At 41.1% G+C, this 23,702-nt stretch carries 25 protein-coding genes and 1 pseudogene; 12 read left to right on the forward strand and 14 right to left on the reverse strand.

Features of this window, described 5'->3' with window-relative positions:
* Positions 1–2 precede the first annotated feature (2 nt).
* The 5 genes from pstB to ACTJIX_RS07615 all read left to right on the forward strand — a co-directional run bounded on the left by pstB (position 3) and on the right by ACTJIX_RS07615 (position 3,568).
* A complete protein-coding gene (gene pstB, locus ACTJIX_RS07595) occupies positions 3–917 on the forward strand; it encodes a phosphate ABC transporter ATP-binding protein PstB (protein WP_004810494.1) in 915 nt (304 codons plus the stop codon).
* 109 nt (positions 918–1,026) lie between these two features.
* Entirely contained in the window at positions 1,027–1,725 is a 699-nt protein-coding gene (locus tag ACTJIX_RS07600) for a hypothetical protein (protein WP_262478614.1), read from the forward strand.
* A 47-nt stretch (positions 1,726–1,772) separates the two neighbouring features.
* Positions 1,773–2,735, forward strand: coding sequence for a protease SohB (gene sohB, locus ACTJIX_RS07605; protein WP_004894036.1), 963 nt, complete (start codon positions 1,773–1,775; stop codon positions 2,733–2,735).
* A 107-nt stretch (positions 2,736–2,842) separates the two neighbouring features.
* A complete protein-coding gene (locus ACTJIX_RS07610) occupies positions 2,843–3,304 on the forward strand; it encodes a hypothetical protein (RefSeq protein ID WP_005221490.1) in 462 nt (153 codons plus the stop codon).
* A 27-nt stretch (positions 3,305–3,331) separates the two neighbouring features.
* Complete coding sequence (locus ACTJIX_RS07615; protein ID WP_005221492.1) at positions 3,332–3,568, forward strand: hypothetical protein; 237 nt, start codon at positions 3,332–3,334, stop codon at positions 3,566–3,568.
* A 64-nt stretch (positions 3,569–3,632) separates the two neighbouring features.
* Here the strand turns inward: ACTJIX_RS07615 and ACTJIX_RS07620 are convergent, their stop codons facing one another.
* The 7 genes and pseudogenes from ACTJIX_RS07620 to ACTJIX_RS07650 form a co-directional block, all read right to left on the reverse strand.
* Positions 3,633–4,274, reverse strand: coding sequence for a DUF2238 domain-containing protein (locus ACTJIX_RS07620; RefSeq protein WP_004894044.1), 642 nt, complete (start codon positions 4,272–4,274; stop codon positions 3,633–3,635).
* Between the two features lie 90 nt (positions 4,275–4,364).
* Complete coding sequence (gene purB / locus ACTJIX_RS07625) at positions 4,365–5,753, reverse strand: adenylosuccinate lyase (RefSeq protein WP_004810482.1); 1,389 nt, start codon at positions 5,751–5,753, stop codon at positions 4,365–4,367.
* Positions 5,754–5,809: 56 nt separating this feature from the next.
* Positions 5,810–6,541, reverse strand: a complete 732-nt coding sequence (gene hflD / locus ACTJIX_RS07630; RefSeq protein WP_004894049.1) for a high frequency lysogenization protein HflD — start codon at positions 6,539–6,541, stop codon at positions 5,810–5,812.
* A 13-nt stretch (positions 6,542–6,554) separates the two neighbouring features.
* Positions 6,555–7,688: a tRNA 2-thiouridine(34) synthase MnmA gene (gene mnmA, locus ACTJIX_RS07635; RefSeq protein WP_004894053.1), complete on the reverse strand. Its 1,134-nt coding sequence runs from the start codon at positions 7,686–7,688 to the stop codon at positions 6,555–6,557.
* A 4-nt stretch (positions 7,689–7,692) separates the two neighbouring features.
* On the reverse strand, positions 7,693–8,178 hold the full coding sequence (locus tag ACTJIX_RS07640) for an NUDIX hydrolase (RefSeq protein WP_005221494.1): 486 nt from the start codon (positions 8,176–8,178) through the stop codon (positions 7,693–7,695).
* A gap of 280 nt (positions 8,179–8,458) precedes the next feature.
* Positions 8,459–9,841 carry a heavy metal sensor histidine kinase gene (locus tag ACTJIX_RS07645; RefSeq protein WP_440611325.1) on the reverse strand — a complete coding sequence of 461 codons (1,383 nt, stop codon included), beginning with the start codon at positions 9,839–9,841 and terminating at the stop codon, positions 8,459–8,461.
* Positions 9,838–10,509, reverse strand: a pseudogene (locus ACTJIX_RS07650) (heavy metal response regulator transcription factor). The gene ACTJIX_RS07645 and the pseudogene ACTJIX_RS07650 overlap by 4 nt, the downstream one beginning before the upstream one ends.
* A gap of 121 nt (positions 10,510–10,630) precedes the next feature.
* On the opposite strand from ACTJIX_RS07650, the gene ACTJIX_RS07655 reads away from it, so the two are divergent.
* The 3 genes from ACTJIX_RS07655 (at position 10,631) to ACTJIX_RS07665 (ending at position 12,386) form a co-directional block, all read left to right on the forward strand.
* Positions 10,631–11,107: a heme-binding protein gene (locus ACTJIX_RS07655; RefSeq protein ID WP_005221499.1), complete on the forward strand. Its 477-nt coding sequence runs from the start codon at positions 10,631–10,633 to the stop codon at positions 11,105–11,107.
* Positions 11,108–11,137: 30 nt separating this feature from the next.
* A complete protein-coding gene (uraH, locus tag ACTJIX_RS07660) occupies positions 11,138–11,536 on the forward strand; it encodes a hydroxyisourate hydrolase (protein ID WP_005221501.1) in 399 nt (132 codons plus the stop codon).
* A 334-nt stretch (positions 11,537–11,870) separates the two neighbouring features.
* On the forward strand, positions 11,871–12,386 hold the full coding sequence (locus tag ACTJIX_RS07665; protein ID WP_005221505.1) for a DUF1543 domain-containing protein: 516 nt from the start codon (positions 11,871–11,873) through the stop codon (positions 12,384–12,386).
* Between the two features lie 141 nt (positions 12,387–12,527).
* Here ACTJIX_RS07665 and ACTJIX_RS07670 read toward each other — a convergent pair whose 3' ends face one another.
* The 5 genes from ACTJIX_RS07670 to ACTJIX_RS07690 form a co-directional block, all read right to left on the reverse strand.
* Complete coding sequence (locus ACTJIX_RS07670) at positions 12,528–13,307, reverse strand: DUF4262 domain-containing protein (RefSeq protein ID WP_005221506.1); 780 nt, start codon at positions 13,305–13,307, stop codon at positions 12,528–12,530.
* 77 nt (positions 13,308–13,384) lie between these two features.
* On the reverse strand, positions 13,385–13,915 hold the full coding sequence (locus ACTJIX_RS07675) for a gamma carbonic anhydrase family protein (RefSeq protein ID WP_005221508.1): 531 nt from the start codon (positions 13,913–13,915) through the stop codon (positions 13,385–13,387).
* 111 nt (positions 13,916–14,026) lie between these two features.
* A complete protein-coding gene (gene dacC / locus ACTJIX_RS07680; protein ID WP_004810469.1) occupies positions 14,027–15,175 on the reverse strand; it encodes a D-alanyl-D-alanine carboxypeptidase PBP5/6 in 1,149 nt (382 codons plus the stop codon).
* Positions 15,176–15,302: 127 nt separating this feature from the next.
* Complete coding sequence (locus ACTJIX_RS07685; protein WP_004810468.1) at positions 15,303–15,686, reverse strand: MCR_0457 family protein; 384 nt, start codon at positions 15,684–15,686, stop codon at positions 15,303–15,305.
* Between the two features lie 158 nt (positions 15,687–15,844).
* The gene (locus ACTJIX_RS07690) at positions 15,845–16,219 is read right to left on the reverse strand and encodes an MCR_0457 family protein (RefSeq protein ID WP_440611326.1); all 375 of its coding nucleotides are present in this window, start codon (positions 16,217–16,219) and stop codon (positions 15,845–15,847) included.
* A 109-nt stretch (positions 16,220–16,328) separates the two neighbouring features.
* Here ACTJIX_RS07690 and surE point away from each other — a divergent pair, with 109 nt between their 5' ends.
* From surE to ACTJIX_RS07705, 3 genes are all read left to right on the forward strand, one after another.
* Positions 16,329–17,105 (forward strand): 5'/3'-nucleotidase SurE, encoded by a 777-nt coding sequence (surE, locus tag ACTJIX_RS07695; RefSeq protein ID WP_008306600.1) that lies wholly within the window; start codon positions 16,329–16,331, stop codon positions 17,103–17,105.
* Between the two features lie 108 nt (positions 17,106–17,213).
* Positions 17,214–18,044 carry a peptidoglycan DD-metalloendopeptidase family protein gene (locus ACTJIX_RS07700; protein WP_005221515.1) on the forward strand — a complete coding sequence of 277 codons (831 nt, stop codon included), beginning with the start codon at positions 17,214–17,216 and terminating at the stop codon, positions 18,042–18,044.
* 92 nt (positions 18,045–18,136) lie between these two features.
* Complete coding sequence (locus ACTJIX_RS07705; protein WP_008306598.1) at positions 18,137–19,066, forward strand: LysR family transcriptional regulator; 930 nt, start codon at positions 18,137–18,139, stop codon at positions 19,064–19,066.
* A gap of 60 nt (positions 19,067–19,126) precedes the next feature.
* On the opposite strand, the gene ACTJIX_RS07710 is transcribed toward ACTJIX_RS07705, so the two are convergent.
* Positions 19,127–20,338 carry an aspartate aminotransferase family protein gene (locus ACTJIX_RS07710; RefSeq protein WP_005221525.1) on the reverse strand — a complete coding sequence of 404 codons (1,212 nt, stop codon included), beginning with the start codon at positions 20,336–20,338 and terminating at the stop codon, positions 19,127–19,129.
* A 198-nt stretch (positions 20,339–20,536) separates the two neighbouring features.
* Here ACTJIX_RS07710 and grxD point away from each other — a divergent pair, with 198 nt between their 5' ends.
* Entirely contained in the window at positions 20,537–20,878 is a 342-nt protein-coding gene (grxD, locus tag ACTJIX_RS07715; protein WP_004810457.1) for a Grx4 family monothiol glutaredoxin, read from the forward strand.
* A gap of 93 nt (positions 20,879–20,971) precedes the next feature.
* Here grxD and ACTJIX_RS07720 read toward each other — a convergent pair whose 3' ends face one another.
* Positions 20,972–23,644, reverse strand: a complete 2,673-nt coding sequence (locus ACTJIX_RS07720) for a Lon protease family protein (RefSeq protein ID WP_440611327.1) — start codon at positions 23,642–23,644, stop codon at positions 20,972–20,974.
* Positions 23,645–23,702: the final 58 nt, after the last annotated feature.

The raw sequence follows: 23,702 nt of genomic DNA on the forward strand, positions 1-23,702 counted from the left end.
TAATGAAAACAATGAATATTTCAAACTATTTAAAAAAGGATCTATCCATGAACCTCCAGCAAAATAAATTTATTGCAGATGCCGCTGCAACCAAGCCCCTGATTTCATATAATTCTCAGTTCGAGACCCAAGCTGAAAATAAGAAAAAAGACAAGACGGGTAATGTCAAGCTGAGCGCGCAGGATGTACATGTTTACTATGGTGAACTCGAAGCGATCAAAGGTATTGACCTGAACATTTATGAAAATGAAGTGATCGCCTTTATTGGTCCATCGGGTTGCGGTAAATCGACTTTCCTGCGCGCTCTTAACCGGATGAACGACACCATTGATGGTTGCCGTATGACAGGTAAAGTTTTGCTGGATCATCAGGATATTTATGATCCTAATCTGGATGTAGTATTGCTACGTGCGCAGGTTGGCATGGTATTTCAGAAACCAAACCCATTTCCAAAATCTATTTTTGACAATGTGGCCTATGGTCCAAAACTGCATGGTCTGGCTCGCGATAGATATGATCTGGAAGAAATTGTCGAGAATAGTTTACGTAAGGCCGGATTGTGGAATGAAGTAAAGGACCGACTGAATCAGCCGGGAACAACTTTATCTGGTGGTCAGCAGCAACGTCTCTGCATCGCGCGAACCATTGCGGTAAGCCCGGATGTCATCCTGATGGATGAACCATGTTCAGCGCTGGATCCGATTGCGACAGCAAAAGTGGAAGAGCTGATCTCCGAACTTTCTACCCAATATACGATTGCTATTGTGACTCACTCAATGCAGCAGGCGGCACGCGTGTCAGATCGAACAGCATACTTCCATTTAGGCGATCTAATTGAAGTGAATTCGACAGAAAAAGTCTTTAGCCAGCCGGATCATCAGTTGACAGAAGCATACATTACTGGTCGTTTTGGTTAATACACATTTAAAAAATATTTTAAAACAGAATCTTAGGATTCTGTTTTTTTGTTATGCTGTATGTAATTTTTTAAAATTATAAAATTAAATTGAGATGCGTAATTATAATTTGACCAAAAAAGAAGGCAAGGTCGTTGCTGAAACACAGCAAGCGCTCTATCGAGCATTATTCGGTTCAGTGAATTTTCCAAGAAATCTAAGCATCTTTCTGGTTGGTATTAGTCTTTTTATGGCGACTTTGGTTCTGCATGAAGGGTGGTTTCCCACTTCACAAAGCCAAGGTATGAGCAATTATCATCGTTGGTTATATGATGTTTATGTGACGGTTTCCATATTCATTGTACCTTTAATCTATCTGCGTTTTAAGCAGCTCGAAGGCTCTGTCGCTTTCCGAAGAAAATGGAACGCATACATTCGAGCTTATGCGCAGTATCAGTTCAAATTAAAACAAGTGGTAGAAAGTGTAGATAATGACAGGTCTGGTCAGCAAAAGTTAAGTGACTCAATGACTCGGCATTTTTTGAAACATCCATGGTTTCAATATCTAATGATTGGTGTGGTGATTTATGGTTGTATTGCAATGTATATTTGGGTCACACCATTCACGAGTAGCCGAGGATCGAGCTTCTGGATTCTCGCATGGTGGCCGATTAATGCTGTTATTATCGGGATGCTTTACTATATACAATTTCCGTTAATGCTACGGTGGTTATCAATTGCAAAAATACAAGAACAATATGGAATTTTGCAACTAAGAGCAGTGCGAGAGAATTCAGTCAATAATATGGTTGAAAAAATACCAAATTGACCTAATCTAAGGTTTATAGACCGAATTAAACTGAGAATAGATTTTATATGTTATTTCATACTCCGAAACTACCGGCTGAAATCCGTATCAGTCACCTAAATGCGCGTATTAATGAACAACGAAAAAAAATTGCGCAAACCACTGCCTCTAAGCTGGAGCTATTGCAGTTAAGTCAGCAACTGGCAAAAGAAGCACGTGCCCGTAAAAAAACCAATGAAAAAATCTACGTGCTCGATTTTAAAGGAGATACTGCTGCTTCTGCAGTTGAACAGCTACGTGAAGAAATTACCCTGATTCTGGCAACAGCAAAAGCTGGACGCGACCGTGTAATCGTACGCTTGGAAAGTCCCGGTGGTATGGTACATGGCTATGGTCTGGCAGCTGCCCAACTGGTGCGATTACGTGAAGCAGGATTCCATTTGACGATTTGCGTCGATAAAGTCGCTGCTAGCGGTGGCTATATGATGGCATGTATTGCCAGCGAAATTATTTCTGCCCCGTTTGCGATTGTGGGTTCAATTGGTGTAGTTGCTCAAGTACCGAACTTTAACCGTCTGTTAAAAGACAACAAAATTGACTTTGAACTGTTTACGGCAGGTGAGTACAAACGTACCGTAACCATGTTCGGTGAAAATACTGAAGAAGGTAAAGCCAAGTTTGAAGAAGAAATTCAGCAAACGCATGCGCTGTTTAAGCATTTTGTGGAAAAGTATCGTCCGCAACTCAATGTTGAAAAAGTGGCAACAGGTGAGCACTGGTATGGTCAGGATGCGCTGGATCTGAATCTGGTGGATAAGCTGCAAACATCGGATGAGTACGTATTGGGTTTATTGCCTCAGCATGATGTATATACGATCAATACGCGTAAGAAACCAACTTTAGGTGAAAAACTGGGTTTGCAGGCAGCACAAATTGCTGACTCTCTAATTCCTGCTGTAATGAACAAAGTAGTCGACACGCTGACGAAAGCCAATTCAAATCTGGTTCAGATGCGTGATCCGAAACTTTAATTTATTTCCCTGTAGAGGATATGGAAAGCTCACTTGGTGAGCTTTTTTATTTTTGAAATCAAATCATTATGATATAAGTGAAGTACTTTAATTGAGTCTAGGCTCATATGCTCACGTTCATTTTATTATTGGGATTCTTTAGCATCGTGTTTATTCCGATGTTATGTATGCTCTATGCTGAAGCCAAATTCATAAATAATGATTCGAAGAAGATTCTGTTTTGGCTGAGCTTCCTACCCGGTGCTTGTATTTTTCTGCTGTATGGTGTTTTAAAGCCAAATAATCCACCCGTTACTCCATCGAAAGAATGTGGTGTGGTGCAGTCTTATCAGGTATATAAAACTCGAGGTGGAACTCAGCATGAAAGCGTAATCATTCGCTTCAATGGTGCCAAGTATAGTCGTTATTTATATTTCGATAAGGATTCTGAGAAAATGCCGAAAGGGCAAAGGGTCTGTTTTGAGTATTTAGATAAGTTTAAATACCCACACTTGTCAAAATCTAAGTTTGTTAAATGGATTGACCCCACTGAAATGCCGACCATCACTGAAGCTAATCAGATAAAATAAAGCATATTTTACTGTTAGAGCAGAAACATGGCTGTCGCTGAAGCATATCTTGCAACGCAAAACTGTTATTTTAATTACGAGTTTGAAGAATTGAATTTGGATGATTTTCCTGAGGAGTTATCTGTGTCACTGCGTGGCATGATGTTCCGCCATGAAATTCAATATCCTAATGCAATCTATTTCATTTATTACAGCGAGATATTGACGGGGAGTGAATTGCAAAAAATGAAAGATGATTGGAAGCGATATTGCCCACTTCCATAATTGAAAAATAGGAAGGTAATTAAATCCATGATTCAAAACTTTAATTCATGATGATCTAAAAAGCTCACTTTAATGAGCTTTTTTTATTTTGTGAAATCAGCATCAGTGCACCCGTAAACATCGACCCAACTGTTGCTAAAAACATATCTTTATGTGCATCCCACATGTCGCCTTGCTGACCATTATAACTTTCTGCCTGTTCAGGGGATAAGCCAATCGCAATCAGCCATTCGATCCATTCATAAATCAGGCTGGTTGCCATGACAAATTGAATGACTAACAAGAAAACTGTGAATGGTTTTTGCTGCGGCAGCCAGACCTGAAACAGCCGGTAAAATACCGGGTAGAGTAGAAGGCCAAAAGCCAGGTGTACAAAACGGTCAAACATGTTGCGTGACCAGCCTATGGCAGCATTCAGGTCAAAGCCAAAGAGTGTCTGAGTCCATTCATTATAAGGTACATAAGAATACAGATAATGTGCAGCAACCACATGAATCAGCAGAAAAGCCAGATAGAGGTTGAAACTGAAGAAGCTCAATCCGATTTTATACAGGCACAAGATCAACATAACGATCATAAAAACCGTACCTGTTTGATGGAGCAGATAAGATTCCATTTCTAAAGGATGAATACTGGCAAAGATAATCGCAATTGCCAAAATCCCTAAACTAACAAAATGTTTGCTGCTTAATCGATGATCCATCATCTATTTCTATATCATTTTTCTTAAAGTTAGACATGATTATAAATAAAAAAAGCGAAGCCGGAGCTTCGCTTTTGGTCTTAATTGTCTAAATTAGATTTTAGCGATTAAGTCTTTAATTTGTTTTGCTTGTTCAGATGCATTACCTGTATATGTTGCAGGTGTCATTTCAGCCAAACGAGCACGATCCGCTGCAGGAACAGCTTCTAATTCGTTACCGTTTACGAAATCAACCATCATGTCACGAGTCATTGCCTGACCACGAGTCAATGCTTTTAATTTTTCATATGGTTTTTCAACATTATAACGACGCATAACCGTTTGAATTGGTTCAGCCAAGACTTCTTGAGCATTGTCTAAGTCTTCATCAATACGTGCAGCATTCAATTCAAGTTTACCCACGCCTTTTAAGCAAGCTTCAAACGCGATCAAGCTTTGCGCAAAACCTACACCCATGTTACGAAGAACAGTTGAGTCAGTCAGGTCACGCTGCCAGCGAGAAATAGGCAGTTTTTCGCCAAGATGTGCAAGAACTGCATTGGCAATACCCAAGTTACCTTCTGAGTTTTCGAAATCAATCGGGTTAACTTTATGCGGCATAGTTGAAGAACCCACTTCGCCTTCTTTTAGTTTTTGCTTGAAGAAACCAAGCGAGATATAACCCCAAACGTCACGATTAAAATCGATCAAGATGGTATTGAAACGACGAAGCGCATCAAACAGTTCCGCCATGTAGTCATGTGGCTCGATCTGAGTGGTGTACGGATTAAAAGTCAAACCTAAAGATTCAACAAATGCTTGTGAATGCGCAGGCCAGTTGATGTCTGGGTAAGCTGAAAGATGCGCATTGTAGTTACCCACTGCACCATTAATTTTGCCCAGTAGCTCAACTTGTTTGAACTGTTTGATTTGACGGGCAAGACGGTAAGCCACGTTCGCCATTTCTTTACCCAAAGTGGTTGGGCTCGCTGTTTGACCATGTGTACGAGACAACATTGGTTGGTCAGCATGTTTTTCAGCTAATGCAACAATTGAATCAATGATTTGTTGCATAGACTCAACCAGTACATCACGACCGCTTTTCAGCATTAATGCATGAGACAGGTTATTGATATCTTCAGAAGTACATGCAAAGTGAATGAATTCGCCTGCATTTTTCAGTTCTTCAATGCCTGCAATTTTTTCTTTCAGGAAATACTCAACCGCTTTTACGTCATGGTTAGTCGTACGCTCAATCTCTTTAATGCGGTTTGCATCTTCTTCAGAGAAATTTGCAACGATTGCATCAAGTGCTGCATTGGTTTCAGATGAGAAAGCTGGCACTTCAGTGATTTCAGGACGGTTGGCAAGCGCTTGTAACCAACGCACTTCAACAGTCACACGAGCATGGATCAGACCAAACTCAGAAAGAAAAGGGCGCAGCGCATCACATTTGCTAGCGTAGCGTCCATCTAATGGAGAAAGTGCAGTTAAAGCGTTCATATCGATTCCCTAAATTTTGGAATTAAACGAAAAACGAGATACGCGTACAGCATCAGTTAAACTGCCTGAAACTGTAAGCGCGCGAGATTTTGGATATCCTGTAGCAGCTTGCGCTTGCCAAAAACCATACCCCAGGAACTGCCGCCGAGTTGACGCCATAGGTGTGCCATTTGCAGGCCAGTAAACAATGAAGCACGAATACGGTTGGTGTGACCGGCATCTTTAAAGGCTTCAGCATTACCACGCACCATAATGCGCGGATTAATCTGTCCGGCAGTATCCACATAGGTTTGTGCGAGATTGGCAATGATGCTGGGGTGCATATAGTTATTGTCGAAAAAGGAGAGCTGTCTTAGAATTTTTTGCTGGGATTGTTCAATAATTTCAACAAATTTAGGATTGCTGTAGACCTTCTTTTCTAACTGAAGAAGTGCCATCGCATAGGACATTGGCAGCTTGGTAGAGGAGAGTTTTGGAAGTCTGGATTTTGGGCTGGTATCGAAGGGTTGAGTAATGGAACTTTCTAGGGTTTTTAATCCGAGAGAAATATCAGCCAGCTGATTAAACAAATCCAGGGTCTGGACATTGAGCGAGCCGCTTGGTCGGATATTTAAACTGGCTTTAATCAGCTGTTCAAAATAGAAATTACCACTTTCCCCAATGCTTTGCTGACCGGTTAAAGCAGTCATATGGGTCAGCTGGGTGGCCTGAAACACACCCGCTAACGCCAAAGCACGGTTTTGACGAACATTCAACGCTGTGGCCTGTTGAAAAGGTAATTTCGTCATGCCGACCTCATCCTTATATAAAATCAGGTTTAGGTGCATTGGTATGATGAATCACACCGCCACCCAAACATACTTCACCTGAGTAGAACACCACGCTTTGACCTGGGGTCACAGCTCGTTGTGGCTCATCAAATTCTACCCGAACACCTTGGGGTGTTTCTGGATCCTTATAAATGGTACACGCTTGATCAGGCTGACGATAGCGGGTTTTTGCCGTACAGCGGAAACCTGATTCAGAGATCTCCTGCTCACCAGCTACCCAGTCAATCGCTTCACTCCAAAGCATGGTGCTTTGCATTAGTGGATGTTCATGGCCCTGACCAACCACGAGACGGTTACCCTCGATATCTTTGTGCAGTACAAACCAGGCACCTTCTTCAGCGCCTTTCATACCGCCAATGCCGATCCCGCCGCGTTGACCGAGCGTATAGTACATTAAGCCGTGATGTTCACCAACCTCTTTACCGTCTTCTAGCACGATTTTTCCGGGTTGAGCCGGTAAATATTGCTTCAAGAAGTCATTAAAGCGGCGTTCACCAATAAAACAGATGCCCGTCGAGTCTTTCTTCTTCGCTGTAGCAAGACCTAATTCTTCTGCAATTTTACGCACTTGCGGCTTTTCAATTTCACCAACCGGAAACAGGGTCTTGTTAATTTCACGACCATGAACGGCATGCAGGAAGTAAGTCTGGTCTTTATTGTTGTCTACGCCACGTAATAAAGGTGCATATTGATCACCTTTAGAATTGGTCATGGTTTCACCACGACGACAATAGTGACCCGTCGCAATAAAGTCGGCACCCAGGTTAATCGCATGATCCAGGAAAGCACGGAATTTAATTTCTTTATTACACAAAATATCCGGGTTTGGGGTACGACCAGCCGCATATTCAGCCAGGAAATGCTCGAATACGCGATCCCAGTATTCCATTGCGAAGTTGGCAGTATGCAGTTTAATCCCGATCTTGTCACAAACGGCCTGAGCATCGGCAAGGTCATCCATTGCCGTGCAGTATTCTGTGCCGTCATCTTCTTCCCAGTTTTTCATGAAAAGACCTTCAACCTGATAACCTTGTTGAAGTAGGAGTGCTGCAGACACAGATGAATCTACACCACCAGACATTCCGACGATGACACGTTGTTGCATAGGATTAGGCATCCAAATTTGAAATTAAGGGAGAGTTTTGGTGCTCGTAAATGAGCGATAAAGGGTATTTTTGACCAGAAAGCGCATCTTGTACGGCTTTAATCACCAGCGGACTACGCGCACGAGCTGACTCTTGCAGTTCATCTAAAGTCATCCAGACTGCACCGACAATGTCCGTATCTAAAGTGGCATGTGGATCATAATCAATGGATTTGGCTAAAAAACAGAAGCGAAAATAAGTACGGTCTGGGAACATCGGCGGGGTATAGGTATACATGCCTAAAAGATGGGTCACTTCAACCGTATGTCCGGTTTCTTCCATGGTTTCACGAATTGCGGCCTCGACAATGGTTTCACCGCATTCTACATGACCTGCTGGCTGATTAAATACTGTGTGTGTCACACCTTCTGTATGTTCTTCTACAAAAAGGAATTTTCCGTCTTTTTCGACAACGGTTGCGACAGTGACGTGAGCAGTCCAAGCAGTCATAGAAACAGCACCATGGAAAATGATGCACTATTGTATAAAATTTTGTGGTGTGTGGCTATGTTGAGAGGGGATTTCTTTAGCTACTAAAAAATTATTAGTCTTAAAGAAATAAGCAATTTTATGAAATATTGCCTCTATTTTAAGCGTGAAATACTGAAAATCACTAAAAAAGCTCAATTCAACAGCATTAAGCTTTTATGTGTATAACAAAACTATGAATTATAAAAAATAATTTCTTATAACGTGCATCATGTTAATTGAGAAATATTAAGCATAAACTTTAAACAATATTCAGGTCTAAGCTTAAACCAAATACAATGCCTTGCTGGGTGTTATACGCATATGCTTCCCCATCATGTAACATCATAATAGATTTCACGATTGATAGCCCCAAACCGCCCGTTTTTGCTTTGGAATGTCGACTACTATCAATTTTATAAAAACGTTCAAATAAATGCTTCAAATGATGCTCATCTATAAAAATATTTTTGGTTAATACTTCAATATGACAAACATTGTCTATTAACTTTGTTGAAATAACGATGTCTTGACCTTCAAGACCATAATCAATGGCATTGATGATCAGATTGGACAGTGCTCTTTTAAGTAAATCTGAATTCCCATATATTTGAATTTCTTGTTCTAATTCCAGACTAAAGGTCATTTTTTTATCTTCAGCCAAGAATTCAAAGTAATTCACCAGTTCTAAAATCAGTGTAGATAAATTAATGATTTCTTTGGCGATAATATAATCAATGTGTTCAGAACGGGCGATGAACAGCATATTATCGATCATCTTACTAAGGAGCTCATATTCTTCAAGATGAGAATATAAAAGCTGTTCCAGTTCTTGTTGCGAGCGAGATTGCATGAGCATGATCTGTGTCTGACCCATTAAATTATTTAAGGGGGTTCTTAGTTCATGTGCAATATCTTCAGAAAATCGTGCCAATTGTTCATAGTTCAGTTGAATTTTTTCTAACATGGCATTCATTGCTGAACGGAGTTGTTCAACTTCAACTGTGGTACTTTGAGCTTCGATTCGTTGATGTGGTCGAGTCCCTTGAATTTGACGGGTTTGCTCAATCAGATGATTTAAAGATTTCAGTAAATATAAGCCGACCCAACGTCCAAGCAAGCTGGCGATAATAATGCCCAGTAGACTATAGAGAATCAATTTCCATAAATATTGATCTAAAGTCGCTTGGGCTTCATCGAATTGTGTACCAGCAATGAGTTGATAATATTGATGATTAAAAACAACCGTTTTATAGGCTAAACGAGTTGTAGCGAACTCATCTTGATTATCTAAAAAGGTAATTTTTGTTGATTCCGCCATAGCAGGAATATGGACGTTAAGCGGATTAATCTCAATTAAGGTCTGTTGTTGGTTTTTTAAGATTAAAAGATTATCTTCTTTTCCTAGCATATTTTCATACAGACGAGGGTACTGAACTAGGATTTGAAAACTTTCTTTATCTTTAAGAAAAATTTCAATACGCTCCATACGTGCCGTTAAATTTTGATCACGTTGCTTCGCTAACAACTGTTGCATGTTGTAATACGACAGTAAACCAATACCCAAAAATACAGTACAACAAATAATACTAAAGGAAATACTTAAGCGTGTGGTTAAACTCAAGTGTTGTAGCTGACTTTTCATGGATTGGCACTTAAGCGATAACCCATACCTCGAACAGTATGAATTAATTTAGGCTGAAAATGGTCGTCAATTTTGGCGCGTAATCGACGAATTGCCACATCAACCACATTGGTGTCCGTATCAAAATTAATGTTCCATACTTCAGATGCAATTTGCGATCGGGTTAATAACTCCCCTTGATGCCGCATTAAGAATTGCAAGAGCGAAAACTCTTTAGCGCTTAACTCAATTTTTTGTTGGTTTCGATAAACTGTATGTTACAGTCGATATAAAATCAGATCCGCTACTTGATAGTATTCGGCGTCTGTTTTTACACTACGTCTCAATAAGCTTTTGACTCGTGCTAACAGTTCAATATAGGAGAAGGGTTTAATCAAGTAGTCATCTGCCCCTAACTCTAAGCCTTTAACTCGATCCAAAACATGATCTTTTGCAGTCAGCATGAGTACAGGGATCTGCGAGAAAGTTCTTAACGTCTTTAATACTTGCCAACCGTCAATTTCAGGCAACATGACATCCAAAATGACTAAATCATAATTTTTTTCTTGTAAGGATGTAAGGGCTGTTAATCCATCATGAGCAATACTGGATAAATAACCAGATTCATTTAAGCCCTTTGCTAAAAATTCAGCAATTTTAGTTTCGTCTTCAACAATAAGTATATGCATTTCAAAAATATTATATCAATTTCTCTGCCTCAACATTACAAATCTGTAATTTCATTGTCATGCAGTAACGGCTTTATTTTGACTAAGCTAAGTCATCTCTTCATTTAGCTTAATAGAACTCATGAAAAAACTTCTATGTGTTCCGGTCATTCTATGTAGCTCACTTGCATATGCTGCTCCATCAACCAGTTATGTAATGGACTTAAAGGTTGCGAATCAACTTGCGACAAACATTATGCAAGCTTGCACCGATATGGCAAAACCTGCGGCGGTGGTCATCCTTGACCAAGGTGGCAATGTTTTGGCAAGTCAGCGTCATGAAACAGTGGGTATTCATAATCTCATCGCAGCAGAAAGGAAAGCTTTTACCGCATACTCAACCAAGGTTACGACCTTAGAATTTATGCGTAATGCTCAGAAGAATAGCGATTCACAGAATTTAACCAGCTTACCCGAATTGTTGCTTTTAGGCGGAGGCGTACCAGTCTTTTATAAAAAGCAGTTGCTGGGTTCAGTTGGTGTGGCAGGTGCAGGAGGGTCATTACAAGATGACCAATGCGCGCAGCAAGGGATAGATAACACCCTTAAATTATTTTAAGACAATATCATTTTATAGAGGAAAACTGTTATGAAAAAATTATGCTTATTTGCAGGCTCAGTATTATTTTCAACATGGAGCATGGCACAAAATCCTTTAAGCGTGCATGTGCTTAACCTGGAAAATGGTTTACCATCACCTGAGGTGAATGTAACCTTAGAAGAGCAAAAAAATGGAAAATGGGTGCAAATTTCACAAGCTAAAACCAATGAACAAGGACGTATAACCGAATTATTTCCAGAGAATCAGAAATTTAAAAACACTACTTATAAAGTGACTTTCAAAACGGGTGAATGGTTTAATAAACATAATAAGAAAACCTTCTTTCCCGAAGTTCCTGTGATTTTCCAAACAGATGGTTCGGTAAATCACTACCATATTCCTTTATTACTCAGTCCGTATGGTTATTCGACATATCGAGGTAACTGAGTCCATTAAAGGATTTATCAAGTTAACTGATGTTATACAATAACGTCTTATACTATGTTTGGATCTAAACTAATACTACAACATGTATAGTACTTATTTTCAAATCTAGGTAATTGTATAACATCAAAAGTGAATCCATTTAATATAATCGCTGTTATACGAAATAGAACTCTATTGATATCTCCTAAAAATATTTACCTAAAACTTTATAAAATAAGGAAAAATATCATTTTATTCGTAAGTCGGAGTAGAGAATACTTCTTAACTAATGAAATCGAATTAATTTAAACTATGGATCTTTACTTTATTATTCTACTATTTAAAGGAATCTCCTATGTCTGAACTGCACTTCTACATCACCTTACTGGGCGGTAAACATGAAAAAGCCAATGTAGAAGTACATGATGTAATTCCTGTGATTAGTTCAGATATTGAATCTGCGTATCCTTATTTAAAACAACAATGGTTTGGCTTGCAAAAAGGCCTGCATGTCGATGGCTGGATGAAAATCAATGGAGTGAGTTATCAAGGAGTAAATTATCAGGTCCAGATTAGTGATTTGCCTGTAAATAGCGGTTTAAAACTGTTTTTGATTAATCTGGGTGCTTATATTCCAGACCAGTTTGGGGAAGTCCATAAATATCTGGTTGTGGCTGCCAAAAACAAGACAGAAGCTAAAGCCCAAGGTAAACTGGCAATTGAAAAAGGCTGGTATAAACCACATACCGATGCAGTGATTGATGTCGATGACTGTTTAGAGTTAAACCAGATTGATCAGAAATTTATACATTTGATCGAAGGGGATTTTGAAGCAAACAGCTTTAAGAACGATTATCTGATTGTTCCGTAATTTTAAAAATGGCTACTCGAAATGAAGTGGCCATTCTGATATTCATGAAGTGATATTGCTATAAAACTCCCGGTATTTAATTTTTTTAAATGAAATATTAGGTGTTTAAAGAGAGTTAAATATCATCTTAAACTCACTACTTTAACCAGCGAGTTGATCATTATCCTCTAGTTCTGTAATCATCCATTCATCCCCGATAAATTTCCGGTCAGCTGCCTGTCCATATTGCAGGTCGAATACTTCATTTAAGGTTGGATCACGTTGGAGGATGTGCTCTAATCCAACCAGTATATAATCCTCCTCAGCCAAGGGTTCTGCCGTCAAAAATTGCCAGTCACCATCGCGTTCATGCAATACGGTAACAATTGGCTGCTCCAGTTCCAGCCATTGCCTAGTCGTATAAATGCCTAAATTCCGTGGTTCGCGGAATTTAAACTCGGCATTGCGATCCAGCAGGGGCTGATCAAATTCAAAAACTTCCTCGAAGCCATCTTCCCAAGGAAATTTATCATTCCGATCTGTCCAGACTAATTGTAAGGCTGGAAACGCTTCATCTTGGTAATAGCTTTGCGCAATCCCAAAATAGTCACCGATATTTCTGCGATCAACTTTTAGAAACTTACAGCGGCTTTCTTTAAAAAATACATTCGGATACGTGTTACTGAGCTGGATGCGTTGACCTTTTTGAACGACCTCAGTTACATGATTCAGAATAGTTTGACTAAGTTTAGCAGTGAGTCCAAAACAGATAATTTCTGGATGCTGGAATCTTTCATACAGACCAATGCTATAGCTAAAAGGTGGAGAATAGTCAGTATGAGTGATCGAAATGATTTGTACGCCGTACTGTCGAATATTAATTCTGGTCTGATTTAATAGTCCATTGCGATCCGGGCAATGATGATCTTCTGTATGTTTCATGGTTTTTATTCTTTGAATTATTTTTTAAATGAACATACAGAAGATTTAAGCTTTCGACAAATGAAATTGTCTAAAGTTTATTTATAGTTAACTGAAACCTTCACATAATTCTGTGCTGAATACGGCAAAAAAGCTTTTTCTTTGTCGGTAAGTGGACGCACTTTTTTCACAGGGCTTCCTACATACAAGTAACCACTTTCCAAAACTTTATTTGGCGGAACAAGTGAACCCGCACCAATCATCACATCATCTTCAACAATCACATCATCTAAAATAATCGTGCCAATACCGACCAAAACGCGATTGCCAATGGTGCAGCCGTGTAATTTTACATGATGACCAATGGTGACATCTTCACCAATGATCAGTGGCGAACCTTCTGGCTTATCGGCTTTCTTATGACTGACATGCAACATGGCATGATCCTGCACATTGGAATTCTTGCCAATCCGGATATGATTGACATCACCACGAATTACGGCAAAAGGCCAAACCGAGACATTCTCAGCCAAAACCACATCGCCAACCACAATCCCCATAGGATCGATATAACAAGATTCATCAATCTGTGGGATCATGTCTAAATAAGAACGTATGTTTTGGCTCATAGTGGTCTATTCATTAAAAGTTTAAACGTCATGTATAGAGTATAAAATAAAAAGCACCCATCTGAATGAGTGCTTTGGTCTTAGTCTAAGGCTAAAACAGTCTGTTTAAACTTAAAATAAGTTACTGAAGAACTGTTTGATATGATCCAGCATACGCGCAAAGAAACCAGCTTCTTCTACAGCTTTTAGTGCAACAAGCGGTTTTTCAGCAATCACTTTACCATCAAGAGAAGCAACGTATTTACCTACCACTTGACCTTGTTTTAAAGGTGCAGTCAATTTAGGTTGAACTACGATTTGCGTTTTAATCTCATTCGCTTTGCCTTTTGGCATGGTCACATTGAAGTTTTCAGCAAGGCCGATTTGAACTTCATTTTCCTTACCAAACCACACCTTAGACTTGGCTAAGACTTGTCTGCCGGCCTGAACATTTTTAGTTTCGTAGTTTGCAAAACCCCATGCCAAAAGTTCACGTGTATGTGTTGCACGATCCTGCATAGATGGCGCACCGAAGATCACAGAGATCAAACGCATTGGACCACGTTTTGCAGAAGTCGTTAAGCAGTAACCCGCTTCATTGGTATGACCGGTTTTCAAACCATCCACACTTGGATCTGTATACAGCAGGGCATTACGGTTGCCTTGCTTGATTCCGTTAAAAGTAAATTCTTTTTCAGAATAAATCGGGTAGTACTTTGAACTGTCTTTAATGATGTGCTGTGCCAGCATGGCCATATCTTTGGCAGTCGAATAGTGACCTTCCGCAGGCATACCGGTTGAGTTTACAAAGCTGGTATTGGTCATGCCGATACGTTTTGCTTCCTGGTTCATCATATGTGCGAAGGTACCCTCGTTACCTGCAATATGTTCTGCCATTGCTTTGGAAGCATCGTTACCTGACTGGATGATGATACCGCGCAGCATCTCAAGTGCTGTTGCCGTGCCGTTTAGCGGAACATACATACATGATTCAGAACTACTACCGCGACACCATGCCGATTCGTTCATACGAACCTGTTCATCTTCAGTCAGTTCACCGCTTAATAACTTTTGTTCAATGATGTAGCTGGTCATCATTTTAGTCATTGAAGCAGGGGCTAGTTTTTCATTTTCATTTTTAGATGCGAGAATTTGCCCTGTTTCGTAGTCCATTAGCACATAAGATTTATTATTCAATTCTGGTGGTGCAGATAGGACAGTTGCTGCAAAGCTAAAACTAGGAATTAATAATAATGCAGCAAGAGCAGTTTTTTGGGTCATTTCTAGTAGGTTCCAATATCTTGATGTAAGCACGAAGAGCCTAGCATTTTAGGACAAAGCTAGGCGGACTTCTACGGTTTGCAGCGGCTTATTTCAAAAGTATTGTAAGCATGGCGGCAGAAAAAAATCAGGATTTGCTATAAGTGGTGAGTTCTGTACAAATCGCTTGATTTTTCTGCTGACCTGCTTTCTGCGCATCCTGTTGTGCTTCTTTCAGGATCGGCTGGAATTTTGTGTTTTTGCTAAGCTGATTCAAGGCTTCTACCGGGTTCTTTTGACCAGGCATATATTCACTGACCAGCTGGCTATAACCCGCTTTAAATTTATTCTGGTCTTTCACCATACCTGGACAGATTTCTGAAAGTACATAAATGGCCGCAAGCTCATGCTGAGTCACTTCTTGAATCGGAGTGACTTCAATATTGGTATCGGCTGCAAAACTTTGTGTAGTCAAAATGCTGAAAGTTGAAAGAGTAAAAATGCCAAAGGCTTTAATGAATAAATTTTTCATTGAAAATCAAAAGCTCAAATTAGAAATTAAGATGGGCTTAGATTAACTAATTTTGAAGGAATGAAAAGATTAAAAATGTAAGGAAGCAGTAAAATAATGGAGAAAATCGTTATATAAACAGGATGATGGCGCTGCATCATCCTGTCAGAAAGTCTGAATTAGATTTGTTGAGTGATCAGGTCATTACACACTGCCTGATGTTCATCTTTAGCGGTTTGCTTGGCTTCCTGGCGTGCTTCTTGAAGTGCTGACTGATATTCCTTGTCCTGCTGGATCTTGTCATAAGTCATCGATTTATCAGAATAATCGGATAAGTATTGTTTAATCAGCTGTTGAGTGTTCTGCTCAAATTTGGCATTTTTACCCACAATCCCCGGACAAACTTCAGTGAGCACTTGGACTGAAGCCAGGTCTTCCTTAATAGTCAAATCTACCTCAGCAGATAAATTTTCAGCTGAAAAAGCAGGAGAGCTCAGGCCAGCAGTCAGAGCTAAAGCCAGTGCGGCTACAGCAACCGTATTTTTAATCATCATGAACCACATATATTAAAGATGGATGTTGAACGATAAATATATATAATTCCGTGGCTAATACAAACAAATGTCCCAATCAGTCATTTTTTGGGACGAACGGGATTTTGCTGTGAATATATTGATATCAAATGATGATGGCGTATTTGCTCCGGGCATACAGGCACTAGCGCAGAGCTTAAAAGCCTTAGGCCGTGTAGTGGTTGTTGCACCTGAAAGCGAACGTAGCGGATTTTCCAGTGCATTGACCCTTGACCGTCCACTGCGACCGATTCAGATTGCTCCAGATGTTTGGGCAGTAAATGGTACTCCGGCAGACTGTGTCTATCTGGCCATGAATGGTTTGTTTGATGTCGAATTCGATCTTGTGGTGAGTGGCATTAATAGCGGTGCCAATCTGGGGGATGATGTATTGTATTCAGGAACAGTGGGGGCAGCATTTGAAGGTCGTCTAGCAAAACATCCTGCACTGGCTATTTCTTTGTGTGGGCAAAACGTGCGTGCTTATACCTCACCAGAAGATTATCGTGTTGCAGCGCAATGGGTTCATGACTTTATTGCAGCAGGTTTGCCAGCATTGCCTGAGCGTCAGATTTTTAATGTCAATATTCCGGATATCGCTGAGCTAAAAGGAACCAAAGTGACCTTCCAAGGTCGCCGTAGCCAGTCTAAACCCATTAGCAGTCATGTGGATCCACGTGGCCGTCAGGTTTACTGGATTGGTCTATCTGGTGAAGCAGTTGCAATGCCAAAGCATCAAGGAACTGAAATTGAGTCAGACTTTTTTGCCATCGCCAATGGTTATGTCAGTGTGACGCCAATCCAGATGGATGCTACAAACTATGACGTACTTCACGAATTACAGGGTCAGATTTTAAATAAAATCTAACTAATGTTATAACTTTGTGAATAGATGGACATTGCAACCTTATTTGCTGTGTTTTTTTGCTAATCTAATCGAGTTTTTTAAACCGTATAGATGTTAGAGAGGAAGATAATGTTCCTGGTGTCACCGAAACGCTTTATTGCTTTGCCTACAGGCCTGATTAAAACGTTAGTACTCACAACAGCAGTGGTTTCAGCAGTTATCGTAACTGGGTGTGCAACCAAACCTTATATTAATAATTCCGCACGTTATGCTGCAGCACCTGATTTTTATACGGTTCGTTCAGGTGACACCCTAAGTGGCATTGCAGCACGCTATGGTCTGAGCTATATCAGTGTCGCGGAAATGAATGACATTCCGGAGCCATATCGTATTTATGTCGGTCAATCGATCCGTTTGAAAAATACCAAACGCAGTACGACTACTCAAGTCGTTGATACTTCAGCACCTATCCAGCGTAAAACTGTCGTGGCTCCAACGCCGGTAACTCCAGCGCAGACCACTGTTAAAACGACACCATCAGTAACACCAAAAGTCACTACACCTGCTCCTGTGACAACTGTACCGTCATCCGGATTACGTTGGGTAAAACCATCGAATGGTGCAGTATTGCAGCAATACAATCTGGCTTCAAATATTAAGGGCATACGTTACGCAGGTAATGTTGGTGATCCGGTATTTGCTGCTGCTGATGGTCAGGTGGTGTATGCCGCTGACGGTCTAAAAGAATACGGCAATCTGGTGCTGGTCAAACATATTAATGGCTACATCACTGCGTATGCACATAACAGTAAACTTAACGTGAAAAGTGGTCAAAATGTAACCGCAGGCCAGAAGATTGCAGAAATGGGTTCAAGTGGTACAACCCGTACCATGCTTGAATTCCAGGTACGTCTGGATGGAAAACCGGTGAATCCTGCATCCGTTTTACCGAATAGTTGAATAAAAAGGTGCAAATGCTAAATTTCACCGTATAATACAATGAGTTGCTTTTATCAAAGGATGAAGCACCTCATAAGTTTAGAGGGGAATTTATGTTAGATCAACTTCGAGCAATGGGCGTATTTGCTTGTGTTGTAGAGAAAAACTCGTTTAGCGGTGCTGCACGTGAACTGGGTATTACCACCAGTGCCGTAAGCCAGCAGATTCGATCGCTGGAGCAGGACATGGAAGTGATTCTCCTGAACCGTTCCACACGAAAATTGAGTTTGACTGAAGCAGGCCAGGCTTTTTTCTATAGCTGCCAGGAAATGTTATCCGCTGCTGAACGTGGCAAAGTCCGTATCAATGAGCTACGTGATGATCTGGTTGGTGACCTGCGTATCGTTGCAACTGCAGAACTGTGTTCAATGCATGTGATTCCGGCATTGTCGCACTGGATGGCTGCGCACCGTGGTTTGACAATGCAGTTTGAAACACAAGATCAACCGCTTGACCTGAAGGATGGTCGTGTTGATATTGAACTGCGCCTTGATCAAGTCATCGACGATAGCAATGTTGAAGTCGTTCCACTTATTCAGATTGAACAGATTCTGGTAACAGCTCCGAGTTACATCAATCAATCTGTTTTAATTACACAGCCGGATGATCTGAAGCAACATGACATTTTGTCACTCAGTCATTTGAACAATCATCAACAATTTTATTTCCAGCATGTCAATACAGCCCAAAAAGTTGAACTTGAACTGAGCTCACGACTAAACACCAATAATAGTATTGTGGCGAAGTCGATGTGTCTGCATGGCAATACCATTGCCCGCATGTCATATCTGGATGTACAAAAAGATTTAATAAACGGCTCTTTGATTGAAGTCCTGCCTGAGTGGAAATTACAACCATTTACGCTATATGCAGTCATGCCAAAACGTGAACAACAACCTATAAAAATTCTCCGTTGTCTTGATACCTTGAAACAATATTTTGGCCAGTTGTCTGGCGGACGTTTGTTGCAAATCGCATCATAAACTGCAAAGAATTAAAAAAGCCGCTTGATGCGGCTTTTTATGTTTCTGGCTTTTAAGAAATTAAGCCAGATATGCTTTAATCATTTTAACCAGACGTTCAATCAGTTGATCAGCCTGTTCCTGAGTAATGTTCAGGGTAGGCAGCAGACGTACCACATTGCCTGCAGTTACGTTGATAATGGTTTTATATTCATCACGCGCGATATCTACCAGTTCGCCACATGCTTTTGGCAATTCAATACCAATCATCAGACCAAAACCACGAACAGTGACATTCTGATCACCAAGCTGGCTACAAAGTTGCTCAACGATATAAGCACCTTTTTCTGCTGCATTCGTCACGATATTTTCTTTTTGCATAATATCAAGGATGGTATAAACAATACGTGAACCTAGTGCTGTACCGCTGTAGGTTGAACCATGGTTCCCGGCAGTTAAAACACCAACACCACGTCCTTGGGTCATCACCGCACCAATCGGAAAACCATTACCCAGACCTTTTGCAGTGGTCAGTACATCTGGAACAATGTTGGTATGTTGATATGCAAAATATTTACCGGTACGGCCATTACCTGTCTGAACTTCATCCAACATCATCAGCCAGTTATGCTGGTTGCACAGTTGACGGATTTCTTCCAGGTAGCTGAAGCCTTGTGGTGCAGTATTGACACCGCCTTCACCTTGAATCGGTTCAACGAAAACAGCTACGATGTCAGGGTGATTAATTGCTGCTTCCTGAATCGCTTCGATATCACCAAATGGTACGCGGATAAAGCCTTCAACCAGCGGTCCGAAACCTTCCTGAACTTTTTTGTTACCTGTCGCTGAGAGGGTAGCCAAAGTACGACCGTGGAAAGAGTGGTCAGCCACAATGATTTTTGGTGTAGCGATGCCTTGCATATGGCCAAATTTACGTGCAATCTTGATTGCACCTTCATTGGATTCTGCACCGCTATTCGAGAAGAAAATTTCTTCCATGCCTGAAACTTCAGCCAGTTTTTGTGCAGCAGCAGTCTGCCATGGTACTTCAAACAGGTTGCTGGTGTGAATCAGGGTGGTGGCCTGTTCAGCAATTGCTTCAGCAAGTACCGGGTGGGCATGACCCAGCCCACATACTGCAATTCCGGTCAGAGCATCTAGATACTCAGTACCATCTTCAGTATAAAGATAAGCACCTTGTCCTCGGACAAAACTGATCGGCTGACGGCCAAATACCGGCATCAAGTGTGAAGGTTGATCAGTTTGCACAGGAGCAAGGGTAATATTCTTCATGACTAACTCTTATCTGTTAGGTGGATTGAAAATTGAAGTCATAGATGCCATATATAGACATAACGACAGGACCTATATAAGCAAAATCTCAAACAGAATAAAAGCTGAATTGTAAATAAAACATGAAATATTATTTTAGACATACTGTTTTAGTTCATTTTGAGTATAATGCGAAGCAGATTTATTGAGGATATATCAATGACTGAACAAGCACGCGATACAGAAGCGTTAATTCGTGACCAAATTGCCAAACACGCAGTACTTCTTTATATGAAAGGCACACCACAATTCCCACAATGTGGTTTCTCTGCTCGTGCGGTTGAAGCACTCAGTCAAATTGGTCGTCCATTTGCTTATGTGAATATTCTGGAAAACCCAGACATTCGCGCAACTCTTCCAGTTATTGCGAACTGGCCAACTTTCCCACAATTGTGGATCAATGGTGAATTGATCGGTGGTAGCGATATCATGCTCGATATGTTCCAGAAAGGTGAATTGAAGTCTTTAGTTGAACAATACAGCCCGGCACCTGAAGCTTAATAGATTTATTAGACTTGCAGATGTTAAAAAGCGCTTCCAGAGAAGCGCTTTTTTATGACTGAAATTTAACACTTAAAATGGAAAAGGGCAGGATTAGTTTTCTGCCTTATTCTCAGAGGTTTCAGATTGTTCCAGTTCTTTTGATTCAGCCGCAAGTGCTGCTGCAAGCGCATCTGGATCTGCCTGAATATCCTTTACTGGTGCTTTGTCTTTTTTCTTTTTCTTCTTTTTTTTCTTTTTCTTTGGCTCTTCTTCCTCAAGCTCGGCACCATCTTCAATAGCTTGCCAGTAATCCAGTTGCTCCATCACCGCAGCATAAATTGAATGCTTGCTATAGCGGCCTTTCTTGTCCAAGGTACCGACTGGACGTGCCATTAGAATTTCCAGTGCTTGATCGATGGTATCAATCGCATGGATATGGAACTGACCTGCTTCAACTGCTGCAATTACATCTTTACGCAGCATCAGATGCTGCATGTTCTGACGCGGAATGATGACACCTTGCTTGCCAGTCAAGCCTTGCAGTTTGCAGGCATCAAAGAAACCTTCAATCTTGGCATTTACCCCACCAATTGGCTGTACCTGACCGAGCTGGTTCATTGAACCGGTAATCGCCCAAGACTGGTCAATTGGCAACTGACTAATGGCTGAGATCAATGCAGAAAGTTCAGCCACAGTAGCGCTGTCACCATCTACCTGACCGTAACTTTGTTCAAACGCCAGAGCTGCAGAGAAGTGCAGGGTTTGTTCACGACCGAAATGTGCTTTCAGGAAAGACGCCATCAGTAATACGCCTTTGGCATGTAGTGAACCACCGAGTTCCACGCTGCGTTCGATATCCAGAATGTCACCACCACCTTGATAGACCGATGCAGTTAAACGTGAAGGTAAACCGAATTCCACGTCCGCATAGTGAATAACGGACAGGGCATTGATCTGACCAAGACGATGGCCACGTGTCTCAATCAGCTGGGTACCACGAGACAGATCTTGCCAATATAGCTCACGTAAATAGCCTAAGCGATATTTGCGATGATCCAGGGCAGTGTTGATGTGTTTTTCTGAAACCATTTTGTCATCAGCTTTAAAGGCATGATGATGCGCTTCACGAATCAAATCACCCAAAGTCAGCGCATGTAATGACAAGGAGCTTTGGTCTTCAGCCTGACGGCTTGAATCAGTCAATAAGGCAGCCAAGGCAGAACGGTCAAAAGGCAACAGTTTGTCTGCCTGAACGTAATCAGCAATGAGCTGCATATAGGCCTGCTCATTTTCGTCATTACGTTGTAATGTATCTGTAAAGTCAGCACGGATTTTAAAGATACTGCCCAGCTCAGGTTCGAGCTCCAGAATTTCATAATAGATTTCTGGTTCAGCTAGTAACACGATCTTGATATCAAGTGGAATCGCCGCTGGCTCAATCGAAATACTGCCCGTTAGCGTTAGCATATGTTCTAAAGAAGACAGTTTCAGCTGACCAGATTTCAATGCACGTTTTAGGCCTTGCCATGCATACGGTTGTTCTAAGAGTTGCTCAGCTTCAATCATCAGGAAGCCGCCATTGGCACGATGCATTGAGCCTGGACGGATCAAGGTGAAGTCAGTGGTAATCGTACCGTTCTGGGTTAACTGTTCTACATGACCGAGCAGGTTGTAATGGGTTGGGAAATCTTCAAAGATTACCGGCGCACCGCTGTTTGGCTTATATGTCACAATGACATTGGCCTGATAACGGGACGGCACACGACTGAACAGGCCAGGAGTAAAGTCATCTTCTTCCTGTTCCAGCACAATCTCGACATTATTAATGATGTCTTCCGCATAGAATTTCAGATATTTATCCAGGCCTTCCACATCTTTAAATTTAGCCAGCATCTGTTCAACACGCGGTACAACCACCTGTTTGGCAATCTCACGGTTGAGTACCTGTACACGGTCACGGGCATCATCTTCCAGATCACCGAGGTGCAGGCCCAGGCGTTCCAGTTTTTTATCCATGTAACGCATGTTGGATGCAATTTCAGCACGATCTTTATTGCTCAGTGCATTCAGATCATCTTGTGTCATTTCCTGCAGCTTGTCATCTTTGAGATGAACCGGTACGAAGCAGTGCTCATCATTGCGAGAGATCAGCTTTAGATCGAATTCTTCACCTTCACGGGTCAGTTCAATCAGCGCTTGCTGCTGCTCATCACCGGTTTGCTGACGGATCATCTCAATACGGTTGTAATAGGTTTCCGCAGTAAAACGACGTTCCAGCTGTTTAAGAATGGTTTGCCAGCTTTGATGCAGCATTGCCTGGAATTTAGGACCTTGACCTGCAGGAAACTGCAATGCAATCGGCTGACGGGAATTCTGGAAATTATTAACATACACCCAGTCATTTGGTGTTGCTACTGTTTTGGCATGTTGCTGTAGCAGACGTTTGACCATGGTGCGCTTGCCAAGACCTGCGGTTCCGACAGCAAAAATATTATAGCCTGAATATGGCAGGGCAATCCCGGCTTCAACTGAGGCACGTGCACGATCCTGACCAAGAAAATTATTGAGTGGTTTAATACGCTTGGTCGACGCCGGAATTTTATCCAGTTTTGGAATATGTGTCAGTTGCGTGGGCGGCAAGCGGGTTTTTTCAAGAGTAGGTTGTATTTCGCTTTGTTCAAATGCTGTCTTTAATAGTTCAGCATGGTTTTGTTGTGCAGTTAGGGTAGTGTTAATCGTATTGGCGGTTATTGAAGAATGAATTTGATCGAGTCTCTGGGTCACTGTTGATGTCCAAAACGAAATAGTGCATTAATGATTTAAGGTATACAGAATTAGCCGG

The sequence above is a fragment of the Acinetobacter sp. 22323 genome, assembly GCF_052044895.1.
Lineage (GTDB): Bacteria > Pseudomonadota > Gammaproteobacteria > Pseudomonadales > Moraxellaceae > Acinetobacter > Acinetobacter schindleri.

What these genes read in the sequence shown, in the direction of transcription:
- pstB (WP_004810494.1), top strand. Translation starts at nt 3, where the DNA reads ATGAAAACAATGAATATTTCAAACTATTTAAAAAAGGATCTATCCATG.
- sohB (WP_004894036.1), top strand. Translation starts at nt 1,773, where the DNA reads ATGTTATTTCATACTCCGAAACTACCGGCTGAAATCCGTATCAGTCAC.
- ACTJIX_RS07610 (WP_005221490.1), top strand. Translation starts at nt 2,843, where the DNA reads ATGCTCACGTTCATTTTATTATTGGGATTCTTTAGCATCGTGTTTATT.
- ACTJIX_RS07615 (WP_005221492.1), top strand. Translation starts at nt 3,332, where the DNA reads ATGGCTGTCGCTGAAGCATATCTTGCAACGCAAAACTGTTATTTTAAT.
- ACTJIX_RS07620 (WP_004894044.1), bottom strand. Translation starts at nt 4,274, where the DNA reads ATGATGGATCATCGATTAAGCAGCAAACATTTTGTTAGTTTAGGGATT.
- purB (WP_004810482.1), bottom strand. Translation starts at nt 5,753, where the DNA reads ATGAACGCTTTAACTGCACTTTCTCCATTAGATGGACGCTACGCTAGC.
- hflD (WP_004894049.1), bottom strand. Translation starts at nt 6,541, where the DNA reads ATGACGAAATTACCTTTTCAACAGGCCACAGCGTTGAATGTTCGTCAA.
- mnmA (WP_004894053.1), bottom strand. Translation starts at nt 7,688, where the DNA reads ATGCAACAACGTGTCATCGTCGGAATGTCTGGTGGTGTAGATTCATCT.
- ACTJIX_RS07640 (WP_005221494.1), bottom strand. Translation starts at nt 8,178, where the DNA reads ATGACTGCTTGGACTGCTCACGTCACTGTCGCAACCGTTGTCGAAAAA.
- ACTJIX_RS07645 (WP_440611325.1), bottom strand. Translation starts at nt 9,841, where the DNA reads ATGAAAAGTCAGCTACAACACTTGAGTTTAACCACACGCTTAAGTATT.
- ACTJIX_RS07655 (WP_005221499.1), top strand. Translation starts at nt 10,631, where the DNA reads ATGAAAAAACTTCTATGTGTTCCGGTCATTCTATGTAGCTCACTTGCA.
- uraH (WP_005221501.1), top strand. Translation starts at nt 11,138, where the DNA reads ATGAAAAAATTATGCTTATTTGCAGGCTCAGTATTATTTTCAACATGG.
- ACTJIX_RS07665 (WP_005221505.1), top strand. Translation starts at nt 11,871, where the DNA reads ATGTCTGAACTGCACTTCTACATCACCTTACTGGGCGGTAAACATGAA.
- ACTJIX_RS07670 (WP_005221506.1), bottom strand. Translation starts at nt 13,307, where the DNA reads ATGAAACATACAGAAGATCATCATTGCCCGGATCGCAATGGACTATTA.
- ACTJIX_RS07675 (WP_005221508.1), bottom strand. Translation starts at nt 13,915, where the DNA reads ATGAGCCAAAACATACGTTCTTATTTAGACATGATCCCACAGATTGAT.
- dacC (WP_004810469.1), bottom strand. Translation starts at nt 15,175, where the DNA reads ATGACCCAAAAAACTGCTCTTGCTGCATTATTATTAATTCCTAGTTTT.
- ACTJIX_RS07685 (WP_004810468.1), bottom strand. Translation starts at nt 15,686, where the DNA reads ATGAAAAATTTATTCATTAAAGCCTTTGGCATTTTTACTCTTTCAACT.
- ACTJIX_RS07690 (WP_440611326.1), bottom strand. Translation starts at nt 16,219, where the DNA reads ATGATGATTAAAAATACGGTTGCTGTAGCCGCACTGGCTTTAGCTCTG.
- ACTJIX_RS07700 (WP_005221515.1), top strand. Translation starts at nt 17,214, where the DNA reads ATGTTCCTGGTGTCACCGAAACGCTTTATTGCTTTGCCTACAGGCCTG.
- ACTJIX_RS07705 (WP_008306598.1), top strand. Translation starts at nt 18,137, where the DNA reads ATGTTAGATCAACTTCGAGCAATGGGCGTATTTGCTTGTGTTGTAGAG.
- ACTJIX_RS07710 (WP_005221525.1), bottom strand. Translation starts at nt 20,338, where the DNA reads ATGAAGAATATTACCCTTGCTCCTGTGCAAACTGATCAACCTTCACAC.
- grxD (WP_004810457.1), top strand. Translation starts at nt 20,537, where the DNA reads ATGACTGAACAAGCACGCGATACAGAAGCGTTAATTCGTGACCAAATT.